Origin of the sequence: Sorangium sp. So ce590, assembly GCF_051521365.1 — a bacterium.
GTDB lineage: Bacteria > Myxococcota_A > Polyangia > Polyangiales > Polyangiaceae > Sorangium.
In genome coordinates, this window is the sequence record NZ_CP150346.1 from 8,797,356 (window position 1) to 8,816,530 (window position 19,175).

Consider the following 19,175-nt stretch of genomic DNA (forward strand, 5'->3'; position numbering starts at 1 on the left):
CTCGCAGGCGGAGGCCCAGCCCGCCGATCGCCTCATCGGTCCTCGCGCCTCGCGGTCATCCGACGCACCATGTCGAGCTCATCCGGGCTCCCGCACATGCCAGGACCTTACACCCGCTCCGCCGCGCGCAGCGCCTGGATGAGCGCCGCCCGGCGCGGCTCCCGTGCGCCCCCGCCCAGCTTGCTCGCGGGGCGGCGCCCGCTACATAGAAGCACCTATGGACGCCATCGTTCTCCTCGAACGCCACCACCGCGAGCTCGAACAGCAGTTCTCCGGCCTGAAGGAGGCCTCGTCCGTCTCCTCTGAGCAGTTCTCCGCGGCCGCCGACCTCCTCGCCACGCACATCACGATCGAGGAACAGCACTTCTACCCCGCCGTCCGGGCCCATCGCACCGAGGATATCCTCCTCGAGTCGCTGGAGGAGCACCTGTCTCTCAAGCGCGTGCTGGCCGATCTCGTGGCGCTCGACACGACGGACGAGAAGTTCGGGCCCAAGCTCCACGTGCTGGCCGAGCAGCTCGAGCATCACCACAAGGAGGAGGAAGAGCACCTGTTTCCCAAGGTCAAGAAGCTCCTCGACGACGGCGCGCGCGAGGAGCTGGGGCAGACGATGCAGACGAGGATGAGCGAGCTGCGGCAGGGGGAGCCCCGCAAGCTCGTCCTGGACCAGACCGACGAGGCGGCGCCCCTCGCCTGAGCCACACGATTTTTGTAGAAGGGATTCCCGTACGGTTGTTATTGTACCCTGCCGCGGGTCGTGCGGCGGGGGGTTCGAGATGGCAGCGGGTGCGGTGCATGCTGCGAAGAAGCCGGTGGAGAGGGCCTGATGCCAGGCGCCGGCGGCTCAGCGCAGCGCGCGCGAGCGGCGCTGGCGCTCGTCGGTGCGGGCGAGCGCTGGACGGCGCGGACGGGTGATCTTCGAAGGAGGTAGGATGACGGCTCGACCTGTACTCTCGATTGACACGTCCTTCGATCCGGAAAGCGCCTGGTTCGCGTCTGGCCGCACGCAGCTCTACGGGCGCATGGGAGAGCAGTTCTCCATCGTGCCCTTCGGGCGCGCGAGCGCGGAGCGACGGAGGATCCTCCGCCAGATCGCGCGGGCCGAGGGCGGGGGCAATCCCTTCCGTGGGATCGTTGTGTCGTCCCACGGCAGGACGAGCTGCGTTGTGGACGACGAGTCGCCCGATGGCCTCCTGATATCGCATGAGAGCCCGGCGCAGGAGATCGAGCTCTGGGCGCGGGGCCGCGTTCTGTATTTCTGCTGTGGCGAGACGGCGAGCGGCCCGCTGTTCGACCAGCTCCTCGACGCGGGCGCGCGAACGGTGGTCGGCTTCACCGGCAGGCTCTGCGCCACGACCGTCGACGGCAAGTTCTTCTGGCGGCAGCTCGATCAGGAGCTTGTGACCTGCGCGCTGCACGACCAGCTGGCGCCGGGCTTCGAGCGGGCAAGGCAGCAGTTCCTGGAGCGCGTCGCGACGCGGCTCGCGGCGCTCCCCGACGGAGCGGTCCGGGAAGACCTCTCGAGGACGATGGACCTGCTCGCGTCGATGGTGATCCGAGGCGCCAGGAAGGGGTAGCACCGCGCCGCCCAGGCTCGTCTCCGGTCGCGCGGTCCGGTAGATCCAGGAGCGCGATGCGACGCAAGCCATCTATCCTGCTCTCCTCGGCGGCGCTCCTCCTCGGGGCCGCCGGGACCGGCGACGCCCTCGCCAGCCCGCGCCCGGCCGCGAGCGGCTCGGCGAGGACACCCTCGTTCCTGGACGGCGGGCGCCGCGTCGCCGTCGAGCGGCTCGGGCCGGCCGCGTTGGGCGCCTCGGGCGGCTCGCTCTCGCCGGTGCGGCTCCACTACCCCGATGGCCGTACGGTCCAGGCGAGCGTGGGCGCGACCGCGATCGTGAAGGTCGACCCGGGCGCCGAGGGCGAGCTCGCCGGCGCGGGGCTCGAGGTGGTGAGGCCGCTGATGCCCTCGATCGGGCTATGGCTCGTCAGGGACACCGGCGGCGGCGACGGCCTCGATCTCGCCGAGCGCCTCCAGGGGGCGGCGCGGCCGGCTTCCCTGCGCGAGGCGATCCCGGACCTCCACGTGCGCCTCGCGGCGCGCGGCGCGCCGTTCACGCCGGACGACCCGCGCCTGCCAGGACAGTGGTACTTCGCCGATCTCAGGATGGAAGAAGCCTGGGGGCGCACGCGGGGCGACGCGGCCACCGCCATCGTCGTCATCGACACCGGCTGCGACCTCGATCACCCCGACCTCGCCTCGAAGATGGATCCGGGCCTGGACGTCATCGATCGCGACGACGATCCCACCTACAAGCCGGGCGCAGCGGGCGTGAACCACGGGACCGCCTGCGCGGGCCTCGTCGCCGCCGACACCGACAACGGCGTCGGCATCGCGGGCGGTTGCCCCGAGTGCAGGCTGCGGTGCGTGCGGCTGCTCGACGACGAGGCGCAGCCGATCTCCACCTCGGTGGACGCCTTTGAGTTCGCCCTGCAGGTGAACGCGGCCGTCGTCTCCAACAGCTGGGGATACGCCGAGCCGATGCCCGTCCCCCGGGTGGTCGAGGACGCGATCGACCGCCTGTTCGACGCCGGGCGCGACGGGAAGGGGGCGCTCGTCCTCTTCGCCGCCGGCAACGACGACCGCGAGATCCTCGACGACGAGATCCAGGCGGTGCGGGGCGTCCTCAACGTGGGCGCGGTCAACCACCTGGAAGAGGAGACGTCGTTCACGAACCGCGGGAGCTCTCTCGATCTCGTCGCGCCCACCGGGACGCTGAGCACCGATATCGCCGGGCGCGAGGGGGACAGCCCGGACGACTACACGTCGCTGTTCGGGGGCACCTCGTCGGCGTGCCCGGTCGCGGCCGGCATCGCCGGGCTGCTCGTGAGCGCCGCGCCCGAGCGGACCTCGGTCGAGCTCTACGACATCCTGATCCGCACGGCGCGGCCGGCGCCGTACGCCATTCCCGACGAGAACGGGCACGATCCCATCTTCGGGCACGGGATCATCGACCCGGTCGCGGCGCTCAGGGAGGTGCTCGGGGACGAGCCGCCGCCGCCGCCGGACGAGGGCGGCGAGGACGCCGGTGGCGACGAGCAGGCCGGCTGCGCGTGCGCGGCGGCCGGCGCGCCCCCGGGCGAGCGGCGCGGCCTCGCGATCGCGGCGCTCCTCGGCCTCGCCGCGGCGCGCCGGCGGCGCGCGGCAGGCGCGCGCCGCGGCGGGTGACGTCATGCGATCGGCCGCCGCCTGGCGCGGACCGCGTTCCGCTGCGCGAGGAGCCACGCGCGCGCCTCGGCCTCCGTATCGAAGAAGTGCACCGGATAGGATTGCTGCGTGAGGATCTGCACGCTCTTCGCCGCGAGCGTGGAGATGACGCGCACGGCGAAGCTCGCGCCGAAGATCGCGATCGCGTCGAAGCGCACGGCGCGCAGCTCGTTCGCCATCACCTTGCGCGCGGACGGTGAGATGGTGCCGGTGCGGTGCGAATCGCAGAGCACGAGGACCTCGCGGCCGCCGTCCGAGAGGCGCTTGCACTCGGCGGCGATCGCGCGCGCCATCTCATCCGTCAGGTCGCCCTCGACCACGGTGCACAGGAGCCCCTCCGAATCCTCGCGGAGAGAGAGGTTCGCGTCCTCGGGACCAGCGTCGCGCATGCGGAGCATGGTAGCTTCTCGCGTGGAGCGCGGGACCGGCTTTCCATGACGGTCAGCGCGGTCGACGCTCGGCCGCGGGAGCCCCTCTGCCGCGGCGGACGACCCGGCTCGGCCGGGCGCCTCCGCGCGATCACGGCGCTCCTCGCCGGGTGCGCGACCGGCCGAGATCATCGGTGGATGGGCGTGAACCTGCGCCGGCGCAGGGCCAGCGCGAGCAGCGAAGCGCCCAGCGCCCAGCGCCCGGCAGCGGCGAAGCCCCCCGCCGCGGCGGCCGGCGCCCCGACACGGCAGCCGCACCCTCCGTCGGCGGCGCCTTCGCCGCCCTCCAGCGGCGCCTCCCCTCCGGCGGCGCCGGCGCCTCCGGCGGCACCCCCGCCGCCGCCTCCACCCCCGCCACCGCCCTCCACGACGACGGCCCGGCACGCCGCGACCTCGTCGGCCGTACCGATGCACAGCGTCGGCTTGCGCGACTCGCCGTCCTGAAGGTCGTTCACCACGATCACGGCGAGGCCGTCGGCGTCGGCCGTGTCGACGAGCTCGGCGCCGGAGGCCACGTCGACGGCGCGCACGACCTCGCCGTACGTGCGGCCGCGCCGCGCCGCGAGCAGCAGGGTGAGGCCGTCGCGCTGCGCCGGATCCTCCGCGGGCGCGGCGAGCGCGGCCGTCATGGTCGCGCGCCCGTCGGGCCGGACGCTGAAGTACTGCGCCGAAGTATGGAAGACGCGGAGCCGGCCGGCGTGGGGCGCCGCGACCTGCTGCGGGGCGAGGCCCCTGTAGCCGGCCCCGGCGGCGTAGGAGCGCCCGAGATCCGCGTGGAGCCCGGTGAGCAGGTTCCAGGTGGCGAACTCCACGAACGCCTCGGCGAACGTCGCCTGCGCGCTCGATGAGAGCAAGGGGTCGAGCTGCTCGAACCACACGGGATCCGCCTCGCCGAACGCGTCGTCCTCGACGCGCTCCCAGAGCGAGCGGACCGTGCCGTCTCCGTAGCGCTCCTCGAGGAACTGGAAGAAGAGCGCGCTCCCGTAGCTGAAGGGGTCGAGCGGGCCGGCGATGGGCACGTCGAGCGATCGATCCGTGTTCGAGAGGTAGCCGCCGACGAAGCCCTCGAAGTCCTGCAGCGAGGGGTCGAACGACTCTGTCGCCCAGACCGCGCTCCCCTCCATCATCGGCGTGTCCTGGCCGTGATCGTAGGCCGCCTGCACGGCGTGGAAGAGCTCGTGGCTCCCGAGGATCCGGTTCGCGGTGCGCGTCGACGGATAGTCGTAGCCGGCGTAGTCGTTCTCCTGGGTCATGAAGCCGGCGCAGCGGTCCTCGCCGTCCGGGTCGCAGGCGTCGACGCGGAACACCCCGTCGCCGACGCCGGCGAAGTCGACGAGGTAGACGTCGAAGCGGCCGTCGCCGCCGTTGTCGGGGAGGTCCTCGTCGCTCCTCGGCGGCCGGAAGCCGAGGACGTCGCGGTAGTGGACGATCACCTCGTCGTAGATGACGGCGACCTCCTCGACGAAGTCGGGGACGCCCGTCGCGTCGGCGTCCTCGCCGGGCACGGCGCAGCGGCCCTCGCGCGCGAAGTGGACAAGGAAGCTCCCGGAGGCCGACGCGAAGGTCTCGACGACGTCGTCCGGATCGAACCGGAACTGGAGGTCGGTGCCGCGCGTATCGGGCCGAGCGAGCGGCGCCGCGGCGGGCCCGTCGAGCGCGCTTGCAGGCGCATCGCCGGCGCAGGCCGCGAGCGCCGGTGCCACCAAGGCGGCGAGCGCCGGCGCGAGCCGGGCCGCGGCACCCCCGGCGCGGCGGCGCCGCGCGGAGGCGGGGCGCCCGGCGCCGGAGGGCCGGGTCACGGGAGGAAGGCCCACCGGAGCTGGAGGTTGGCGGCGCCGGTGTCCCCCATCTCGACCATCCCGGTCTCCTGGCACTGCGCCTGGGCCTCCTCGTTGTAGAAGTGCGTGACGGTCAGCTTGAGCCTCCGGCCGTCCGCGAGCCGGACAACGTAGACGACGCCGCTCATCTCCACGCAGCCGGGGTACTTCCAGTAACCGGAGAGCGCGGTCGCCGGGGACTCCAGCCCGGAGCCGTCGGCGATGAGCTCGCAGCTCTCGGTGAAGTACTCATCGCTGCGGAGCCTCAGCTCGCCGGGGGCCTCGGCGAGCGCGTCGTAGTCCGGCGTGCCCGGGAGCCGCGCCGCCATCACGCAGGACGGCCCGGAGTGGCCGCTGTTGATGCGCACCACGTAGCGCCGGAAGGCGACGTCCCAGTCCATCGATCCGAGCGACGCCTCGTCGGAGATCTCGACCTTTTCGAGGCCGGCGTCGGTGAACCGGGCATAGACGTAGGCGTCGGGCTCGGCGGCGAAGGCGCCGCCCGCGGTGGCATCGACGAGGGTGCGGTACCCCTCGCCGTCCTGCTCGTTGCTGAGCTCCCCGGGCGCCACGGCGGGCTGGAGGTTCATCTGCTGGAAGACGTCGTCCTCGCAGGGCACCGGCGTCGGCTGCGAGCACGCGGGCTCCGGGGCGGCGGTGGTGTCGCCGCCCCCCGCGCTCGCGCCGCCGCCTGCTCCCGCGCCGCCGGCGCCGGGCGGGCTCGGCGGGTCGTCGGAGCCGCAGGCGCACAGGGCGAGCAGGCCGATGCCGGCGGCGCGGCGAGCGGACGCTGAGACGGAGCGCATGGGCGGCATCGTAACAGAAGCCCGGGCCGGGGCGCCCGCTACGGCGCGCTGCTGCGGCGGTAGAGCCACCAGTCGCCGACGCGATCGACGGGGACGATGCTCGGGTCCTTCGCGAAGAGGTGATCGGCCCCCGCCCGGCGGCGGACGAGGAACCAGTCGAAGAAGGCGCCGTGGCGCCGCACGTCGAACTTCTCGGGCGTCCACTCCCACCGGAGCGGCGTCGGCGGCGGAACGACGGCGCCCGGCTCCGAGCGAGGCCGGTAGGCGACCGGCGAGGCGTCCCAGACGGCGAAGTGGAAGCTGAGCCAGCCGCCCCGCGTGGCCTGGACCCAGGCGGGGAGATGGATGAACGGGGTCGTCGACCGGGTCGAGCCGCCGTGATCGAAGACGAGGTAGAGCAGCCTGGGCGCGCGCGGGATGTGGGCGATGATGGCGTCGAAGTCCCGCGTGCTGTGGTCGAAGCGGCGGTAGTTGTCGCGCACCACGGCGCCGAGGGAGATCGCCGCGGCCGACAGCGCGAGCACGGCCGGCACCTTGAGCCAGGGCGAGCGCGGCAGGTCCGGGAAGGCGCCGAGGGCGAGGAACAGGGCCGCGACGATCTCGCGCGGGTAGACGTACCACCAGAGGCCGATCTGCAGCGGCAGGCTGAGGAACAGGCCCAGGAACACCGCCGCGCAGGCGACCGGGACGAGGGCCGCGAGGCGCGCGAAGGCCCGCCGCCGCGCGTCCGCGGCGAGCGCGGGCGCCGGCTCGGCGGAGGCGCCGGCGGGCGAGGACGCCGGCGCGACGGAGGCGCCGGCGAGCTGCGCGGCGGCGCCTCCGGCGCACACGAGCAGCGCGGCGAGCACGAGGCGCGCCGCCCGGTGGGCCGCCGCCGCCTCGGCGGGATCGGTGAAGCTCGTGAACAGGAGCGAGGGGATCTCGCCGAGCCGCTCCCAGTGGAGCGCGGGCGCGAAGGGCGCGCCGTGGAGGGTGTCGGTCCGGACCGCGAGCCACACGGCGAAGAGGAGCAGCGAGGGCGCGAGCGGCAGCGCGATGGGGCGGAGCCGCCGCGTCGCCGGGAACACCACGATCGCCGCGCCGACCACGGCGGCGATCGCGAACGGGAAGCGGAAGACGTGGGTGAAGAACAGCGCGACGAGCGCGAGCGCGAGCGCGATCTGGCGGCCGCGCGAGGGGCGATCGAGCAGCAGGAGCGTCAGGCCGACGACCATCGCGAAGAGGCCGAGCGCGCCCATGTGGTTGAGGAAGCCCCAGTGCGTGAGGTTGCACCAGACGAGGAGGAGGCCGAGGACGCCGAGCAGGGGGCTCCGCTTCAGGCCGTGGAAGAGGACGGCGAGGCCCGCGGGCAGGAGCGCGAGCATCGCCGCCGCCGCGACCTTCACCGCGGCCACGGGCGGAAGGACGAGCATGAGCAGGGCGCCGAGCGCGTACATCGACAGGTACGGGACCGCGAGCGGCTGGAGCGTGAACTGCTCGCGGAAGTGCCACGCCGGATCGAGGTAGTGCCCGAGCGCCGCCGTCTGGGCCGCGTGGAACGGGAGATCGGTCATCGGCGGATAGCGGACGACCGCGAGCGGGACGCCGATCACATAAACGGACGCGGCGACGACGACGAGCGCGAGCGCCGCGCCGAGGGGCGCGCGGCGCGCGGCGCCCGCGGCGCGGCGGAGCGGGCCGGAGAGCGCGCGGCGCGCGGCGCCCGCGGCGCGGCGGAGCAGGCCGGAGAGCTGCGCGCGGCGCGCGGGGCCGGGCGCGGCCGGAGGCTCCGCCGGGAGGGAGGGGGTACCCAAGGTGGCGGGAAGCTACCATCTCGGAACCGCTCGGGGATTCCGTTCGGCCGCTCGCCTCGCAGGGCCCACGGCGGCCGCGCGTCACCGGGAGCGTGGCGCGCGGGACGTGCCTGGGGCGGCCGCTCGCGCTCCGGAGGATCCGCAGGTCAGCGGTCCTGTCCGTCCTCCGGGCCGGAGGCCTCGTCCTCCGGGCTGGAGACGGGCGGCTCCTCCTCGCCGAGCAGGCCATCGACCTCGGACCAGAGCGCGTCGAGATCGAGCGACAGCCCCTCGCACCCGGGCACGGTTCCGAGCACCCCGCACGCGGCGCTCGCCGCGTGCGTGTAGCGGCCGCTCGCGTCGAGCTCGAGGATCTCGACGGTCCTGAATTGCGGGTCCACGATCCAGTAGAACCGCACGCCGAAGGAGGCGTACTCCTTCACCTTCTCGACGCGATCGCGCCGCACGTCCCGCGGCGTCGGGGAGACGACCTCGACCATGACGGCGGGCGGGGTGCGCGCGGCACCCCGGCGGGGAGGCCTGGGCTCGCCCAGGAGGAACACCGAGAGGTCCGGTTTGCGGCCGCACGTGCCCTGCAGCGCGAACTTGGCCCCGGAGGCGAACACGAACCCGCCGGTCCGAGCGAGCCAGCGTCGCAGTGTCTCGATGAGCCAGCCGACGACCAGCTCGTGCACGAAGTCAGGCACCTCTTCCTCCACGAGGCGTCCGCCGACAAGCTCTCCCGGCTCGTCTTCCGGCATGATTTCCCACTCGGCGAGGGTCATGGGCCGGCCGGGCGGGACCTTGTCGATTGCGCCCTGGTGCATGGTCCAAAGCTACCACGAGGCGCTCGGGAGGGAGTGTGGCGCCTCGCCGCCGGCCCCGCTGCGCGGGCGCCCCACGGTGGAGAGGTCGCGACCTGCCGGCGCGGCCTCCCGAGGGGGGCGGCCCCATCTCGACCGGGCGGCGCAGCGGGAGCTTCTCACCTCTCCCGGAGGCCCCATCGACGGTAGGCTGCGCGCAAGTTGCTCCCCCCGCGCCCCGCCCCTCGCCCAGCCGATCTGCGCGGCCTCCCCGTCGCCTCCCGCCTCGAGACCCGAGCGGCACTCGCCGTCACCGCCGTCGCGACGGCGTGGTTCGCGCTCGCGGCCGCGTGGGAGATGTTCGGGCCCCTCCTCGCCGGCCATTACGCGTCGTCGGCGGGCGTCGGGATCATCGCGGAGAACATGCTCCGCTGGGAGATCCTCGGGCCCGTGTGGGAGTACACCGCGAGCCGGCCGGCGCCGGCGATGTACTACTGCCACCACCCCTGGGGGATCTTCTGGACGACCGCCGCGTTCATGGAGGTCTTCGGGCGGCACGACGTCATCTGCCGCCTGCCCGCCGTCCTGCTGAGCGCCGCGACGCCGCCCCTGCTCTACGCCATCGGCCGGAGCGTCTACCGCCCCGCCGCGGGGGCGGCCGCGGCGGCGTCGTTCGTCGTCCTGCCGATCACGCTGGCGTTCGCGAACCTCAACGCGCTCGAGGTCCCGGTCATGGCCTGGACGCTGCTCGGGCTCTGGGGATACGTCCGGCTGACGCAGACGTCCCGGCGCCGCTACCTCGCGGTGAGCGCGCTCGGGCTCGCGCTCGGGATGCACGCCGACTGGCCCGCGTTCGTGCTCACGGGCGGGCTGCTCACGTTCGGAGCGATCCGGGCCTACCTGCTCCCGAAGCGCTTCTTCGGCCCGATCCACGAGCGGCGCTACGCGCAGTGGTGGGTGCTCACCGCCTTCCTCGCCGCGCTGACCGCCGCGCTCTACCTCGCCCTGTTCCACCAGGCCGGCAAGCTCGGCGACCTCCTGGGGAGCTACGGGTTCCGCTCCTCGGGCAACGCCGAGCCGCTCGCCAAGGTGCTCGCGAGCCGGCGGTACTGGATCGAGCTCTCGTTCACGCCGATCGCCATCGCCGCAGGAAAGCTCGCCGCGATCGTCTGCGCGGCGCGGCTCGTCCTGCTCCGGCGCGAGCACGACGCGCTGCCGCTGCTCTACCTCGCGACGGCGACGGTGCAGTACGTCGTCTTCCGCCAGGGCGCCGACATCCACATCTTCTGGCCGCACTACTTCGGGGCCTACTTCGCCCTCGCCGCCGCCGCCCTCGTCGAGACCGGCGCGGCGCTGCTCGAGCGCGCCGCCGCCGCGCCGCGGGCCCCCGGCGCTGCGCCGCCGCCCGCGGGGCCGGCGCTCGTGGCGCTCGCGCTGTGGCTCGTGCCGCTCGCCGCCGTCCTGCGCGACGGGCTCCCGGCGCTGCGGTACGCGCGCGAGACGGGCGGGCGCTTCAACGAGCGGGGGCACCTCATCCACTCCGACGGGGCGAAGACGGCGTTCCTGCGCTGGCTCGCGCCGAGGCTGCCCGAGGACGCGCCCGTCGAGATGCACGAGGGCATGAAGGCCACCTGGGCCCAGGTCTGGGCGCTCGGCGGGCGCGTCGTGAAGCCGACCCGGCCCGCGCCGAAGGAGACGCCGCCGCGCGGCGCTTACCTCGCGGACACGCGCTTCCTGCTCGACCGGGACCAGGCGAGCCTCGCGCGGCGCTTCGACATCACGGCGGTGGGCCCGTTCTGGGCGCTCGGCGCGGGCGTCGGGGCGGTCGCGCCGCCGGCGCAGGGGGCGCGCGGCATCGAGGCGTTCTCCTTCCGCGAGCGGGAGCCGGGGCTCCTCGCCTGGTACCTCGTCTCGGGCACCGAGCCCGAGCGCGAGATCGTGCCGGACCCGTTCCTCACGTGGGAGCTCCGCGCGCACTTCGGACAGCCGGCGGAGCCGCCGGCCGGGCCGCCGGAGACGCTGGAACAGAAGCGGATCGCGCACAACATCGCGCTGGCGGCGGGCGACGACGCGCGCGCGGCGGCGCTCCTCGCGGAGATCACCGCCGCGCTCACGCCGCTCGGGGCGCGGTTCGACGACGGCACGGAGCTGCTCGGGACGACGTTCCACGAGGGCGCGCGCTCGCTGCTCACGATCGTCGTGCGCGCGGGCGGGCCCGCGGCGAGCGACGTGGCGCTCACGGTGCGCTCCCGGGTCGTCGAGCGCGCCCCGCTGTCCACGACGATGGCGGACCCTGTCGATCGCGAGGTCGGCCTCCCGACGGCGATCTCGCCGCAGCGCTGGAGGGCGGGCTTCCTCTATGCCGATCCGGTGCCGATCCGGAAGCGACCGGGGACGGAGGTGTTCTGGGCGTCGCTGAGGGCCCGCGGCCGGGGTCGCGCGCCGCGGCTCGTCGACAGCGGCGGCGCGCCGGAGGTCGAGGTGCTGCGGCTGCGCTGAGCGGGGACGCGCCTCCATCCTCGTGGACAAGGCCCCGCGTTCCGGTTTTACCTTCGGGCATGAGCTCTCGCCGAACAGGTCTGGTTCTGGTCCTCGCGCTCGCGGCCGGCTGCGCGCCGCCACCCGCCCAGGCGCCGGCGCAGCCCGCACCGCCGGAGCCGGCGGGCACGACATCCGCCGAGCCGACCGGCACGACGTCCCTGACGACGGCGGGCCCGACGCCCGCCGGCAGCGAGGCGCCCCCGCCGTCCTCGCAGGTCCCCGCGGCGGCCGTGCCGGTCGAGGCGGCCGCGCCGAAGCGGGCCGCCCCGAAGGGCGACGGGAACGTGAAGCCCGGGGCGGCCACCGCGACCGGGACGCTGGGGGGCAGCATCTCGGAAGCGCAGGTCCGCGACATCGTGGAGAAATACGGCGAGCAGTTCGACGAGTGCTACAAGATCGGCGTCAAGAGCTCGCCGAAGTTCGTCGGGAAGGTGACCGTCAAGGCGACGATCGGCCCGAGCGGCAAGGTCAACAAGGCAGACGTCGTGAGGTCGACGGCGAAGAACCAGCAGGTCGACCGCTGCGTGGCCGATGCGTTCGAGAAGATGGAGTTCCCCCCGCCGCAAGGCGGGATGACGACCGTCATCACCTTTCCCATCGAGTTCAGCGGCGTCGAGCTGCTGCAGCCCTGAGAGAGGGCCCCGGGAGCGAGAGCACGGCTGGCCCGGGCGTCGCCGGCTCCAACGAACGGCCGCTCCGCCACAGGCGGCCAGCGCCTGGCGATCTGCGCCACCCGAGGCGGATCGTCCGCGCGGGCCACGCCGAGCGCGCGCGCCCGTGCGATGCATTCGCCCGGGCTCGGCCGAGCAGAGCGCCCATGCCGTCGAGGGCACGGAAGCTGCTACGCGCTGGCGCGGAGCATTCGGACCGCGGAGCTTTGGAACGCTGACGCGATGAACGCTGAAAGGCGACGGCCGACCGCCTGATCCACGCCGTGGGCACGATCAGCAGACGGCCCAGGCAGACCATATCTCATGGATGGATGTACCGGCGGCCGGGGCGGCGCGATGCCCGCGGCCGGTCGGCGTTCGAGATCCACTATCGCCGGGGACGGCACGGGTGAAGAAGCATGGAGCGGATGGAAGTTCAGCGGGATGTCCGGAGCGCCCTCGCGATAGCCTATGAGCTCTCGCGCCACGAGCACGTGCTGAACAGGGAGCATGTGTCCCAGGCGCTGGGCGAGCTCAAGGACGAGCTCGCCCGTATCGAGGCGAAGCTCGGAGGCGAGCGCATCCACGAGGTCACCGCGGAGGGGTTGCCGCCCGTGCTCGAGCAGATCGAAGGGCTCGTGGAGGACGCCGGTCCGGTCGTCGGCGATCAGATCAAGGCGCTGATGCGGAGCGTGGAGCGCATCGCCAGGGAGCTCGTCCCGGGGCCGTAGCCAAGACGGGAGTCCGGCTACGGACAGCAGGCATAGACCGCCTGGAGCGAGCCCGCCCCGCACGGCATGCTCGCAGCAGCATCGAAGTAGCGGAGCGGCAGCCCCAGCGCCTGGCAGATCGCGAAGGCCTCGTCCTTCAGCGCGGTCGGGTCCTCGCACGTCGCCCCGTCGCCCACCAGGCCGGCGGTGCAGCCGGGACCTTCCCACGGCGGCGGAAGCGGCGGCGGAAGCGACGGCGGCTCCTCCGGCGGCGGCTCCGGCCACGGCGGGCAGCACAGGTACGTCGCCTCGCGCACGCCCCCGCCGCACACTTCGTAATCTCCCTTGTCGAACTGGAGGTCGCGCAGGACCAGCCCGGCCTCCTCGCAGATCGGGGTGCCCTGCGCGATCAGCGTGCTCGGGTCCTGGCACGTCACGCCGTCACCCAGGACACCGCTCGTGCAGTCGTCCGCGCAGGTCACCCCGTCGAACAGGAGACCGCCGGAGCAGGCCTCCTCCTCTCCGGGCGTCGCGCCCGCCTCGGCTCCGGGCGTCGCGCCCGCCTCGGCTCCGGGCGTCGCGCCCGCCTCGGCTCCGGGCGTCGCGCCCGCCTCGGCTCCGGGCGTCGCGCCCGCCTCGACTCCGGGCGTCGCGCCCGCCTCGGCTCCGGGCGTCGCGCCCGCCTCGGCTCCGGGCGTCGCGCCCTGCCCGGCGGTGGTCGCGTCGAGGCCATCGCCGGACCGGGTACCGGTCGAGCAACCCGCGAGGAGCGCGGCGCCGGCGACCGAGAGGACGGCAATCGACCAATGATCAAATCGCATGAGATCTCCCTGGCCTCGCCGTGAGCCGCGAGGATGGCTGTGACGCGCGGCCCGCTGCATCGCGCGGCGCCGCGTCGTCATTCGCCATGATCCAACCGCGAGGAGAGCTCCGGTTTCCTGGACACGCGTCGTTTCGTGCGGACCTCGGCTACGGACAGCAGGCATAGACCGCCCGGAGCGCTCCCGCCCCGCACGGCATGCTCGCGGCATCGAAGTAGCGGAGCGGCAGCCCCAGCGCCTGGCAGATCGCGGAGGCCTCGTCCTTCAGCGCGGTCGGGTCCTCGCACGTCGCCCCGTCGCCCAGCAGGCCGGCGGTGCAGCCGGGACCGTCCCACGGCGGCGGAGGCGGCGGCGGCTCCTCCGGCGGCGGCGCCGGCCACGGCGGGCAGCACAGGTACGTCGCCTCGCGCACGCCCCCGCCGCACACTTCGTAATCTCTCTTGTCGAACTGGAGGTCGCGCAGGACCAGCCCGGCCTCCTCGCAGATCGGGGTGCCCTGCGCGATCAGCGCGCTCGGGTCCTGGCAGGCCACCCCGTCGCCGAGCGTGCCCGAGATGCACTCGACCGGCTCGACGCAGCGGTACTCGACGCGCCGGAACAGCCCGTCGCCGCAGGCGTCGCGCAGGTCGACCTCGGCCAGCTCGCGCAACGCGCCCTCGCACGCGCCGCGCGCCCTCTCCTTCAGCGTCTCGGCGTCGGTGCACTCGGTGTCCAGCGCCTCGGCCGGCTCGCGGGGCGCGCCCTCCTCGTCGCGCGTGCTCGCGGGCTGCTCGTCGTCCGCGCGCGCGGTCTCCTCGTCGCCAGCACGCCCGGCCGCGCCGGGGCCGCGCTCCTCGGGCCGGGGCACCGGAAAGAGCGGCAGCTCGCGGACATCGGGCGGCCCGAGATCGCCGGCGTCGCGGGGCGCCAGCGCGCGCCCGCGCCTCGGCTGCACGGGCGTACGGCTCGGGCCAGGCGAGCTGTCCGGCGCCGCCCGGGGCGGGCCCTCGATGTCCGCCAGCGGCGCGTCCTCGGTCCGCAGGCGCGGATCGAGGGGGAGCGCGCGGCGGCGCGGGGCGGGCGCGGGGGCCACCGGCGCGGGCGGCGGGGACACGCTGGGCCGCGCGGGACCGGGCTCCGCTCGGCCGCCGTCGGCGCGGGGCTCGCCGGCGACCGGATCGGCGGGCGCGGCCAGCTTGCGGGCGGCCACGCCCCAGCGCTCCACCGCGCGCCGGGTGCCGTCGTCAAGGCCGAGCGCGAGCGCCGCGGCCGCGACCAGGGCGACCGCGATCGGGCGCCGGAGGCCCCAGACCGCGCCCCGCAGCGCGGACCGCGCCGGGCCCGCCTCGGGGGCGCTGAGGCGCGCGCGGAGCCGCGCCTCGAGCTCGGGCCGCGGCGCCACGCCGGCGAGCTGCTCGTCGAGCGCCCGCAGCTGCGCGACGAGGTCGTCGCGCTCAGACGTCGCCATGATCCACCTTCCATCCGGCGCCGCCGACGTGCTGCACCGCCCGCTGGATGAGCTTGCAGACGTAGCTCTTCGAGTGGCCGAGGACCCGCCCGATCTCCTCCTGCTCCTTGCCGTCGAGGTAGTACATCGAGAACGCGATCCGCTCCTTGATCGGCAGCGCGTTCAGCGCGTCGAACGCGCGCCGGAGGTCGTCGCGGGCGATGGCGAGCACGTCGGGCGGCCGGGGCTCCTGCTGGTGCTCGCCGAGCAGCCAGCGCACCGGGGCGAGCGCGAGGAAGCGCTCGCGCCGGAGGCGGTTGAAGCAGCGGTTCGTGGTGGCCCGGTACAGCCAGCCCTCGAGGTCGTCGAGATCGGTGAGGATGGGCAGCGCCTTGAACAGGTCGAGGAAGACGTCCTGCGTGACGTCCTCGGCCCACGCCAGGTTTCCCTTGCCGTAACGGAGCGCCAGCCGGTGCACGAGCCGGTGGTGACGGCGGTAGAGCGCCTCGACCGCCCCGGCCGACCGCGAGGCCGGCGCCGCCTCGGCCGGGCGCCCGGAGGCCGTGCCGGGCGGAGGCGCATCCGACCGCTGCTCGCAGGAGAGCGGACGGAGCACCTCGGCGACGTCCGAGGAGGCGAGGTCGTGGCTGCGCAAGGACGGGTCCCTTGCTGCCATCACACACGAGCCGGCCGGCAGTTTCCTGAATCGTCGCCGGGGCGCCCGCGTCGCTCCACGCCGCCGACCCCCTCACCGGGTCGCGGTCGCCTCGCCCGCGCCGGGAGCGCGCGGCAACCCCGTGGCGCACGGGGCTTCGGGCACAAGCCCTCTCCCAGACCGAGGCGAGCCGTGATTCAAATCAACTGAAGCCCTCGCCGCGAAAGCGACCTTCTTGCCCTCCGGGACCTCCCCTCCGCTTCAGGCTGCCGGGGCCGAAGACCGCCGCGCCGCCAGGGTGAAGCCGAGCGTCTCGGTGGGATCGGGCAGCGCGCGATCGAGCACGCGCGCGCCCGCGGCCACCGCGATCATGGCCGGCGCGACAAGCGGCAGCGTCCACAGGCGCGCCCCGCGGCCTTCGGAGGCCTCATGGCCGAGCTTGCCCATCGCCTGCGCGACGCCGCCGATCTGCGCGACCTGGAGCGCCAGGTAGCTGTTCACCTTGTGCCCGAGCAGGCTCCAGAGGCTGCCGTGCGGGCAGATCTCCTCGATGATCAGGCCGGCGCGGCCGCACAGCGCGCGGAGGCCGTGGGGGCTGAAACGGAAGTAGTCGTGCGGCTCCTCGTGCAGGCGGAACGAGAAGGGCGCGCTCAGGATGAGCAGGCCGCCGGGGCGGAGGACGCGCGCCATCTCGGCGACGAGCGCCTCCGGGCGGGGGGTGTGCTCGAGGACCTGCACGCTCAGCACGGTGTCGAAGCTCGCGTCGGTGAAGGGCAGCCGCTCGCCGTCATAGAGCATGTCGGCCTTGCCGCGCGAGCGCGCGGCCGTGGCGCCGAAGGTCGCCTCGTGCTCCACGCCGAGGTACTCGAGAACGTGGGGGAGGAAGAGGTGCTCATACGGCTTGTCGCCGCAACCCACGTCGAGCAGCCGCCCGCGCGCCCGCGGGGCGAGGCGAGCGAGCGAGCCCACGACATGGGTGAGCTGGAGATCCACCCAGTCCGACGCGGCCCGCGCCGCGCGCCCGAGCGACGGGCGCCGGAGCAGGGCCTGCAAGAGCTCGTTCATGGCCGCCTCTTACCACGGGCGCCTCGCGCCCCCGGAGACCAGCGCGAGCGCGGCGGCTCATGCGGCCCGGAAGCCCTGGGCGCGCCGCGGGCCGGTCACGGTCCGGTAAAGCGCCTCGTATCTCCCCACCATCACGGTGCTGCTGAAGCGCTCGCGGGCGCGGCGCGCGCAGGCGGCGCGGTCGAAGCGCGCGAGCCCCGTCGCGAGCGCGGCGAGGCGCGCGGCGTCGCCCGGCGCGGCCAGGAAGCCCGTGACCCCCTCGTCGACGATCTCGGGGAAGGAGCCGCGGCGAAAGCCGAGCACCGGGGTGCCGCAGAGCATGGCCTCGATGGCGATCAGCCCGAACGGCTCCTCCCACTGGAGCGGGCAGAGGACGGCGCGCGCCCCGCGCAGGAGCGAGACCTTGCGACGGTGGTCCATCTCCCCGAGGTCCGATGCCCCGTGCTCCCGGAGGCGCGGGGCCACCTCCTGGAGATAGTAGAGACGATCCTTGAGGTGCGCGCGGCCGGCGAGGCGGAGCTGCATGCCCGCGGCCCTCGCGATGTCGAGGGCGAGGTGGGTCCCCTTCTCCTCGGCATAACGGCCGAGGTGCGCGAGGTAACCCTCGTCGGCCAGGCTCACCGGATAGCGCGCCGACGTGACGCCATGGTGGATCACGCACGAGCGCGGGAGCGCGATCTCGAGGGAGCGCTGCCGCTCGCTGATGGCCACGTACGCGACCTCCGGGTGCTGCGCGTAGATGCGCGAGCTCTCGTCGCACGACGCGTGGTGCAGGGTCTGCACGGCCGGGACGCCGACGAAGCGGGTGAACGGGACCGCGATCGGGCTGTTCACGTGGATCAGGTCGAACCTGTCCTCCCGCGCGATCTCCGACACGGCCCACGCGACGTGGTTGACCTCGTCCTCCGGCGTGGGAGGCCAGCACGGGCTCTCGTAGAGCGCCCGGCGGCGGCAGGTGACCACCGAATCGCCCGTCGCGAAGAGCGTCACCTCGTGTCCGCGCGCCGATAGCCCCTCGGCGAGCTCGTAACAGAACAGCTCGGTCCCTCCGTATCCGGCTGGTGGCACCCGGATGAACGGGGTGGAGATGATCGCGATTCGCATGCTCGTTGCTCCTCGATCGCCGCAGCGCCGCGCCGCGACCGGGGCGTCATGCTCGGCCCCGCTCGAGGCGGAGCGCATGCCCGGGGTTGGACATATCAACGAGCATGCCAGCAGGGGGCCCCCGCCCGCCCCGGCGAGGGACCGCGCTGCGCAGCAGCCGCCTCGACGCCGCAGGGCCGCCGCCGCCGGCCAGCGCGATTCGGCCCCGCGATGGGCGGCGCGACGCGCTTTCAACAGGCGCCCCGTGCGTCTAGGATGCCCGCCCGCTCCGTCCGCGCCGCGGGGCAGCGCAGGAAGCGTCGATGGCCTGCGGCGGCCAGGCAACCTGCACACAGGTGGACCATGACTTCGAGATCGAATCGATACGGATCCGCGCTCGCCTTGAGCATTTCGCTGCTGGCCACCTCGGGCTGCCAGCTGTTCACGATGCCCGATCGCAGCCTGATCGGCGAGGGCACGGGTGGGAGCGGTGGACAAGGTGGCTCCGGAGGAGAAGGCGGCGTCGGCGGCAATGACGGCGGCGGGGGTGGCTCCGGCGGCGACGGTGGAGCCGGGGGCGACGGTGGCTCCGGGGGCGACGGTGGCTCCGGGGGCGACGGCGGAGCCGGCGGAGTCGGCGGCATCGGAGGTGACGGTGGCTCCGGCGGTGGCGACGGTGGCTCCGGCGGTGGCGACGGTGGCTCCGGCGGTGGCGACGGTGGCTCCGGCGGTGGCGATGGTGGCTCCGGCGGTGGCGGCGGTGTCAACGGCGGCGACGGCGGAGCCGGCGGAGTCGGAGGCATCGGAGGTGACGGAGGCGACGCTGGAGTCGGCGGCGGCGACGGCGGGTCCGGCGGCGGCGACATCTGCACCGACGACGCGGACTGCTCCGAGCCAGCGAGCGAGTGCGCGGTCGCGAGGTGCGTCGACGGAGGGTGCGCCACCGAGCCCGTGGCCGCAGGGACACCCGCGGAGATGCAGATGACCGGCGACTGCAGCGAGCGCCTCTGCGACGGCGACGGCTCGATCGTGGACGTCGACGACGACGACGACGTCCACGACGACCGCAGCGAGTGCACGGTCGACTCCTGCCGCGAGGGCTCCCCGATCCACGAGCCGATCGCGGTCGGCACCGCGTGCTCCCTGGGCGACGGCGGGCTGTGCAACGCCGGCGGGGTCTGCGTGCAGTGCCTGGTCCACGCGGACTGCCCGACCGAGGTGTGCATCGACCAGGTCTGCCAGGAGCCCATTTGAAGGACGGCGTCCTCGACGACGCCGAGGGCGACATCGACTGACTGCGCCGACGACGACGCAGTCGATCCAACGCTGCGCC

The 19,175-nt window shown here is 74.2% G+C and carries 17 protein-coding genes; 7 read left to right on the plus strand and 10 right to left on the minus strand.

What is annotated here, in order from left to right; all coding sequences use genetic code 11:
* Positions 1 to 217 precede the first annotated feature (217 nt).
* From WMF28_RS33125 to WMF28_RS33135, 3 genes are all read left to right on the plus strand, one after another.
* Positions 218 to 697 carry a hemerythrin domain-containing protein gene (locus WMF28_RS33125; protein WP_437597453.1) on the plus strand — a complete coding sequence of 160 codons (480 nt, stop codon included), beginning with the start codon at positions 218 to 220 and terminating at the stop codon, positions 695 to 697.
* 235 nt (positions 698 to 932) lie between these two features.
* Positions 933 to 1,577: a hypothetical protein gene (locus tag WMF28_RS33130; protein WP_437597454.1), complete on the plus strand. Its 645-nt coding sequence runs from the start codon at positions 933 to 935 to the stop codon at positions 1,575 to 1,577.
* Between the two features lie 56 nt (positions 1,578 to 1,633).
* On the plus strand, positions 1,634 to 3,226 hold the full coding sequence (locus WMF28_RS33135) for a S8 family peptidase (protein ID WP_437597455.1): 1,593 nt from the start codon (positions 1,634 to 1,636) through the stop codon (positions 3,224 to 3,226).
* A 2-nt stretch (positions 3,227 to 3,228) separates the two neighbouring features.
* Here the strand turns inward: WMF28_RS33135 and WMF28_RS33140 are convergent, their stop codons facing one another.
* The 5 genes from WMF28_RS33140 to WMF28_RS33160 all read right to left on the minus strand — a co-directional run bounded on the left by WMF28_RS33140 (position 3,229) and on the right by WMF28_RS33160 (position 8,915).
* On the minus strand, positions 3,229 to 3,654 hold the full coding sequence (locus tag WMF28_RS33140) for an STAS/SEC14 domain-containing protein (RefSeq protein ID WP_437597456.1): 426 nt from the start codon (positions 3,652 to 3,654) through the stop codon (positions 3,229 to 3,231).
* Between the two features lie 167 nt (positions 3,655 to 3,821).
* A complete protein-coding gene (locus WMF28_RS33145) occupies positions 3,822 to 5,492 on the minus strand; it encodes an MXAN_6640 family putative metalloprotease (protein ID WP_437597458.1) in 1,671 nt (556 codons plus the stop codon).
* Positions 5,489 to 6,316: an HmuY family protein gene (locus WMF28_RS33150; protein ID WP_437597459.1), complete on the minus strand. Its 828-nt coding sequence runs from the start codon at positions 6,314 to 6,316 to the stop codon at positions 5,489 to 5,491. The genes WMF28_RS33145 and WMF28_RS33150 overlap by 4 nt, the downstream gene beginning before the upstream one ends.
* Before the next feature lie 38 nt (positions 6,317 to 6,354).
* A complete protein-coding gene (locus WMF28_RS33155; protein ID WP_437597460.1) occupies positions 6,355 to 8,109 on the minus strand; it encodes a hypothetical protein in 1,755 nt (584 codons plus the stop codon).
* A 146-nt stretch (positions 8,110 to 8,255) separates the two neighbouring features.
* Positions 8,256 to 8,915, minus strand: a complete 660-nt coding sequence (locus WMF28_RS33160; RefSeq protein ID WP_437597461.1) for a Uma2 family endonuclease — start codon at positions 8,913 to 8,915, stop codon at positions 8,256 to 8,258.
* Positions 8,916 to 9,113: 198 nt separating this feature from the next.
* Between WMF28_RS33160 and WMF28_RS33165 the strand changes: the two genes are divergently transcribed.
* From WMF28_RS33165 to WMF28_RS33175, 3 genes are all read left to right on the plus strand, one after another.
* On the plus strand, positions 9,114 to 11,390 hold the full coding sequence (locus tag WMF28_RS33165; protein WP_437597462.1) for an ArnT family glycosyltransferase: 2,277 nt from the start codon (positions 9,114 to 9,116) through the stop codon (positions 11,388 to 11,390).
* A gap of 59 nt (positions 11,391 to 11,449) precedes the next feature.
* Positions 11,450 to 12,064: a TonB family protein gene (locus WMF28_RS33170; RefSeq protein WP_437597463.1), complete on the plus strand. Its 615-nt coding sequence runs from the start codon at positions 11,450 to 11,452 to the stop codon at positions 12,062 to 12,064.
* A 446-nt stretch (positions 12,065 to 12,510) separates the two neighbouring features.
* On the plus strand, positions 12,511 to 12,813 hold the full coding sequence (locus WMF28_RS33175) for a hypothetical protein (protein ID WP_437597464.1): 303 nt from the start codon (positions 12,511 to 12,513) through the stop codon (positions 12,811 to 12,813).
* A 17-nt stretch (positions 12,814 to 12,830) separates the two neighbouring features.
* On the opposite strand, the gene WMF28_RS33180 is transcribed toward WMF28_RS33175, so the two are convergent.
* From WMF28_RS33180 to WMF28_RS33200, 5 genes are all read right to left on the minus strand, one after another.
* Positions 12,831 to 13,613, minus strand: coding sequence for a hypothetical protein (locus WMF28_RS33180; RefSeq protein WP_437597465.1), 783 nt, complete (start codon positions 13,611 to 13,613; stop codon positions 12,831 to 12,833).
* A gap of 148 nt (positions 13,614 to 13,761) precedes the next feature.
* On the minus strand, positions 13,762 to 15,060 hold the full coding sequence (locus tag WMF28_RS33185; protein ID WP_437597466.1) for a hypothetical protein: 1,299 nt from the start codon (positions 15,058 to 15,060) through the stop codon (positions 13,762 to 13,764).
* Positions 15,047 to 15,694 (minus strand): RNA polymerase sigma factor, encoded by a 648-nt coding sequence (locus WMF28_RS33190; protein WP_437597467.1) that lies wholly within the window; start codon positions 15,692 to 15,694, stop codon positions 15,047 to 15,049. Before WMF28_RS33190 ends, WMF28_RS33185 begins: the two co-directional genes overlap by 14 nt.
* Before the next feature lie 261 nt (positions 15,695 to 15,955).
* Positions 15,956 to 16,759, minus strand: a complete 804-nt coding sequence (locus WMF28_RS33195) for a class I SAM-dependent methyltransferase (protein ID WP_437597468.1) — start codon at positions 16,757 to 16,759, stop codon at positions 15,956 to 15,958.
* A gap of 57 nt (positions 16,760 to 16,816) precedes the next feature.
* Entirely contained in the window at positions 16,817 to 17,863 is a 1,047-nt protein-coding gene (locus WMF28_RS33200) for a glycosyltransferase family 4 protein (RefSeq protein WP_437597470.1), read from the minus strand.
* Between the two features lie 381 nt (positions 17,864 to 18,244).
* Between WMF28_RS33200 and WMF28_RS33205 the strand changes: the two genes are divergently transcribed.
* A complete protein-coding gene (locus WMF28_RS33205) occupies positions 18,245 to 19,096 on the plus strand; it encodes a hypothetical protein (protein ID WP_437597471.1) in 852 nt (283 codons plus the stop codon).
* The last annotated feature ends 79 nt before the right edge of the window (positions 19,097 to 19,175 follow it).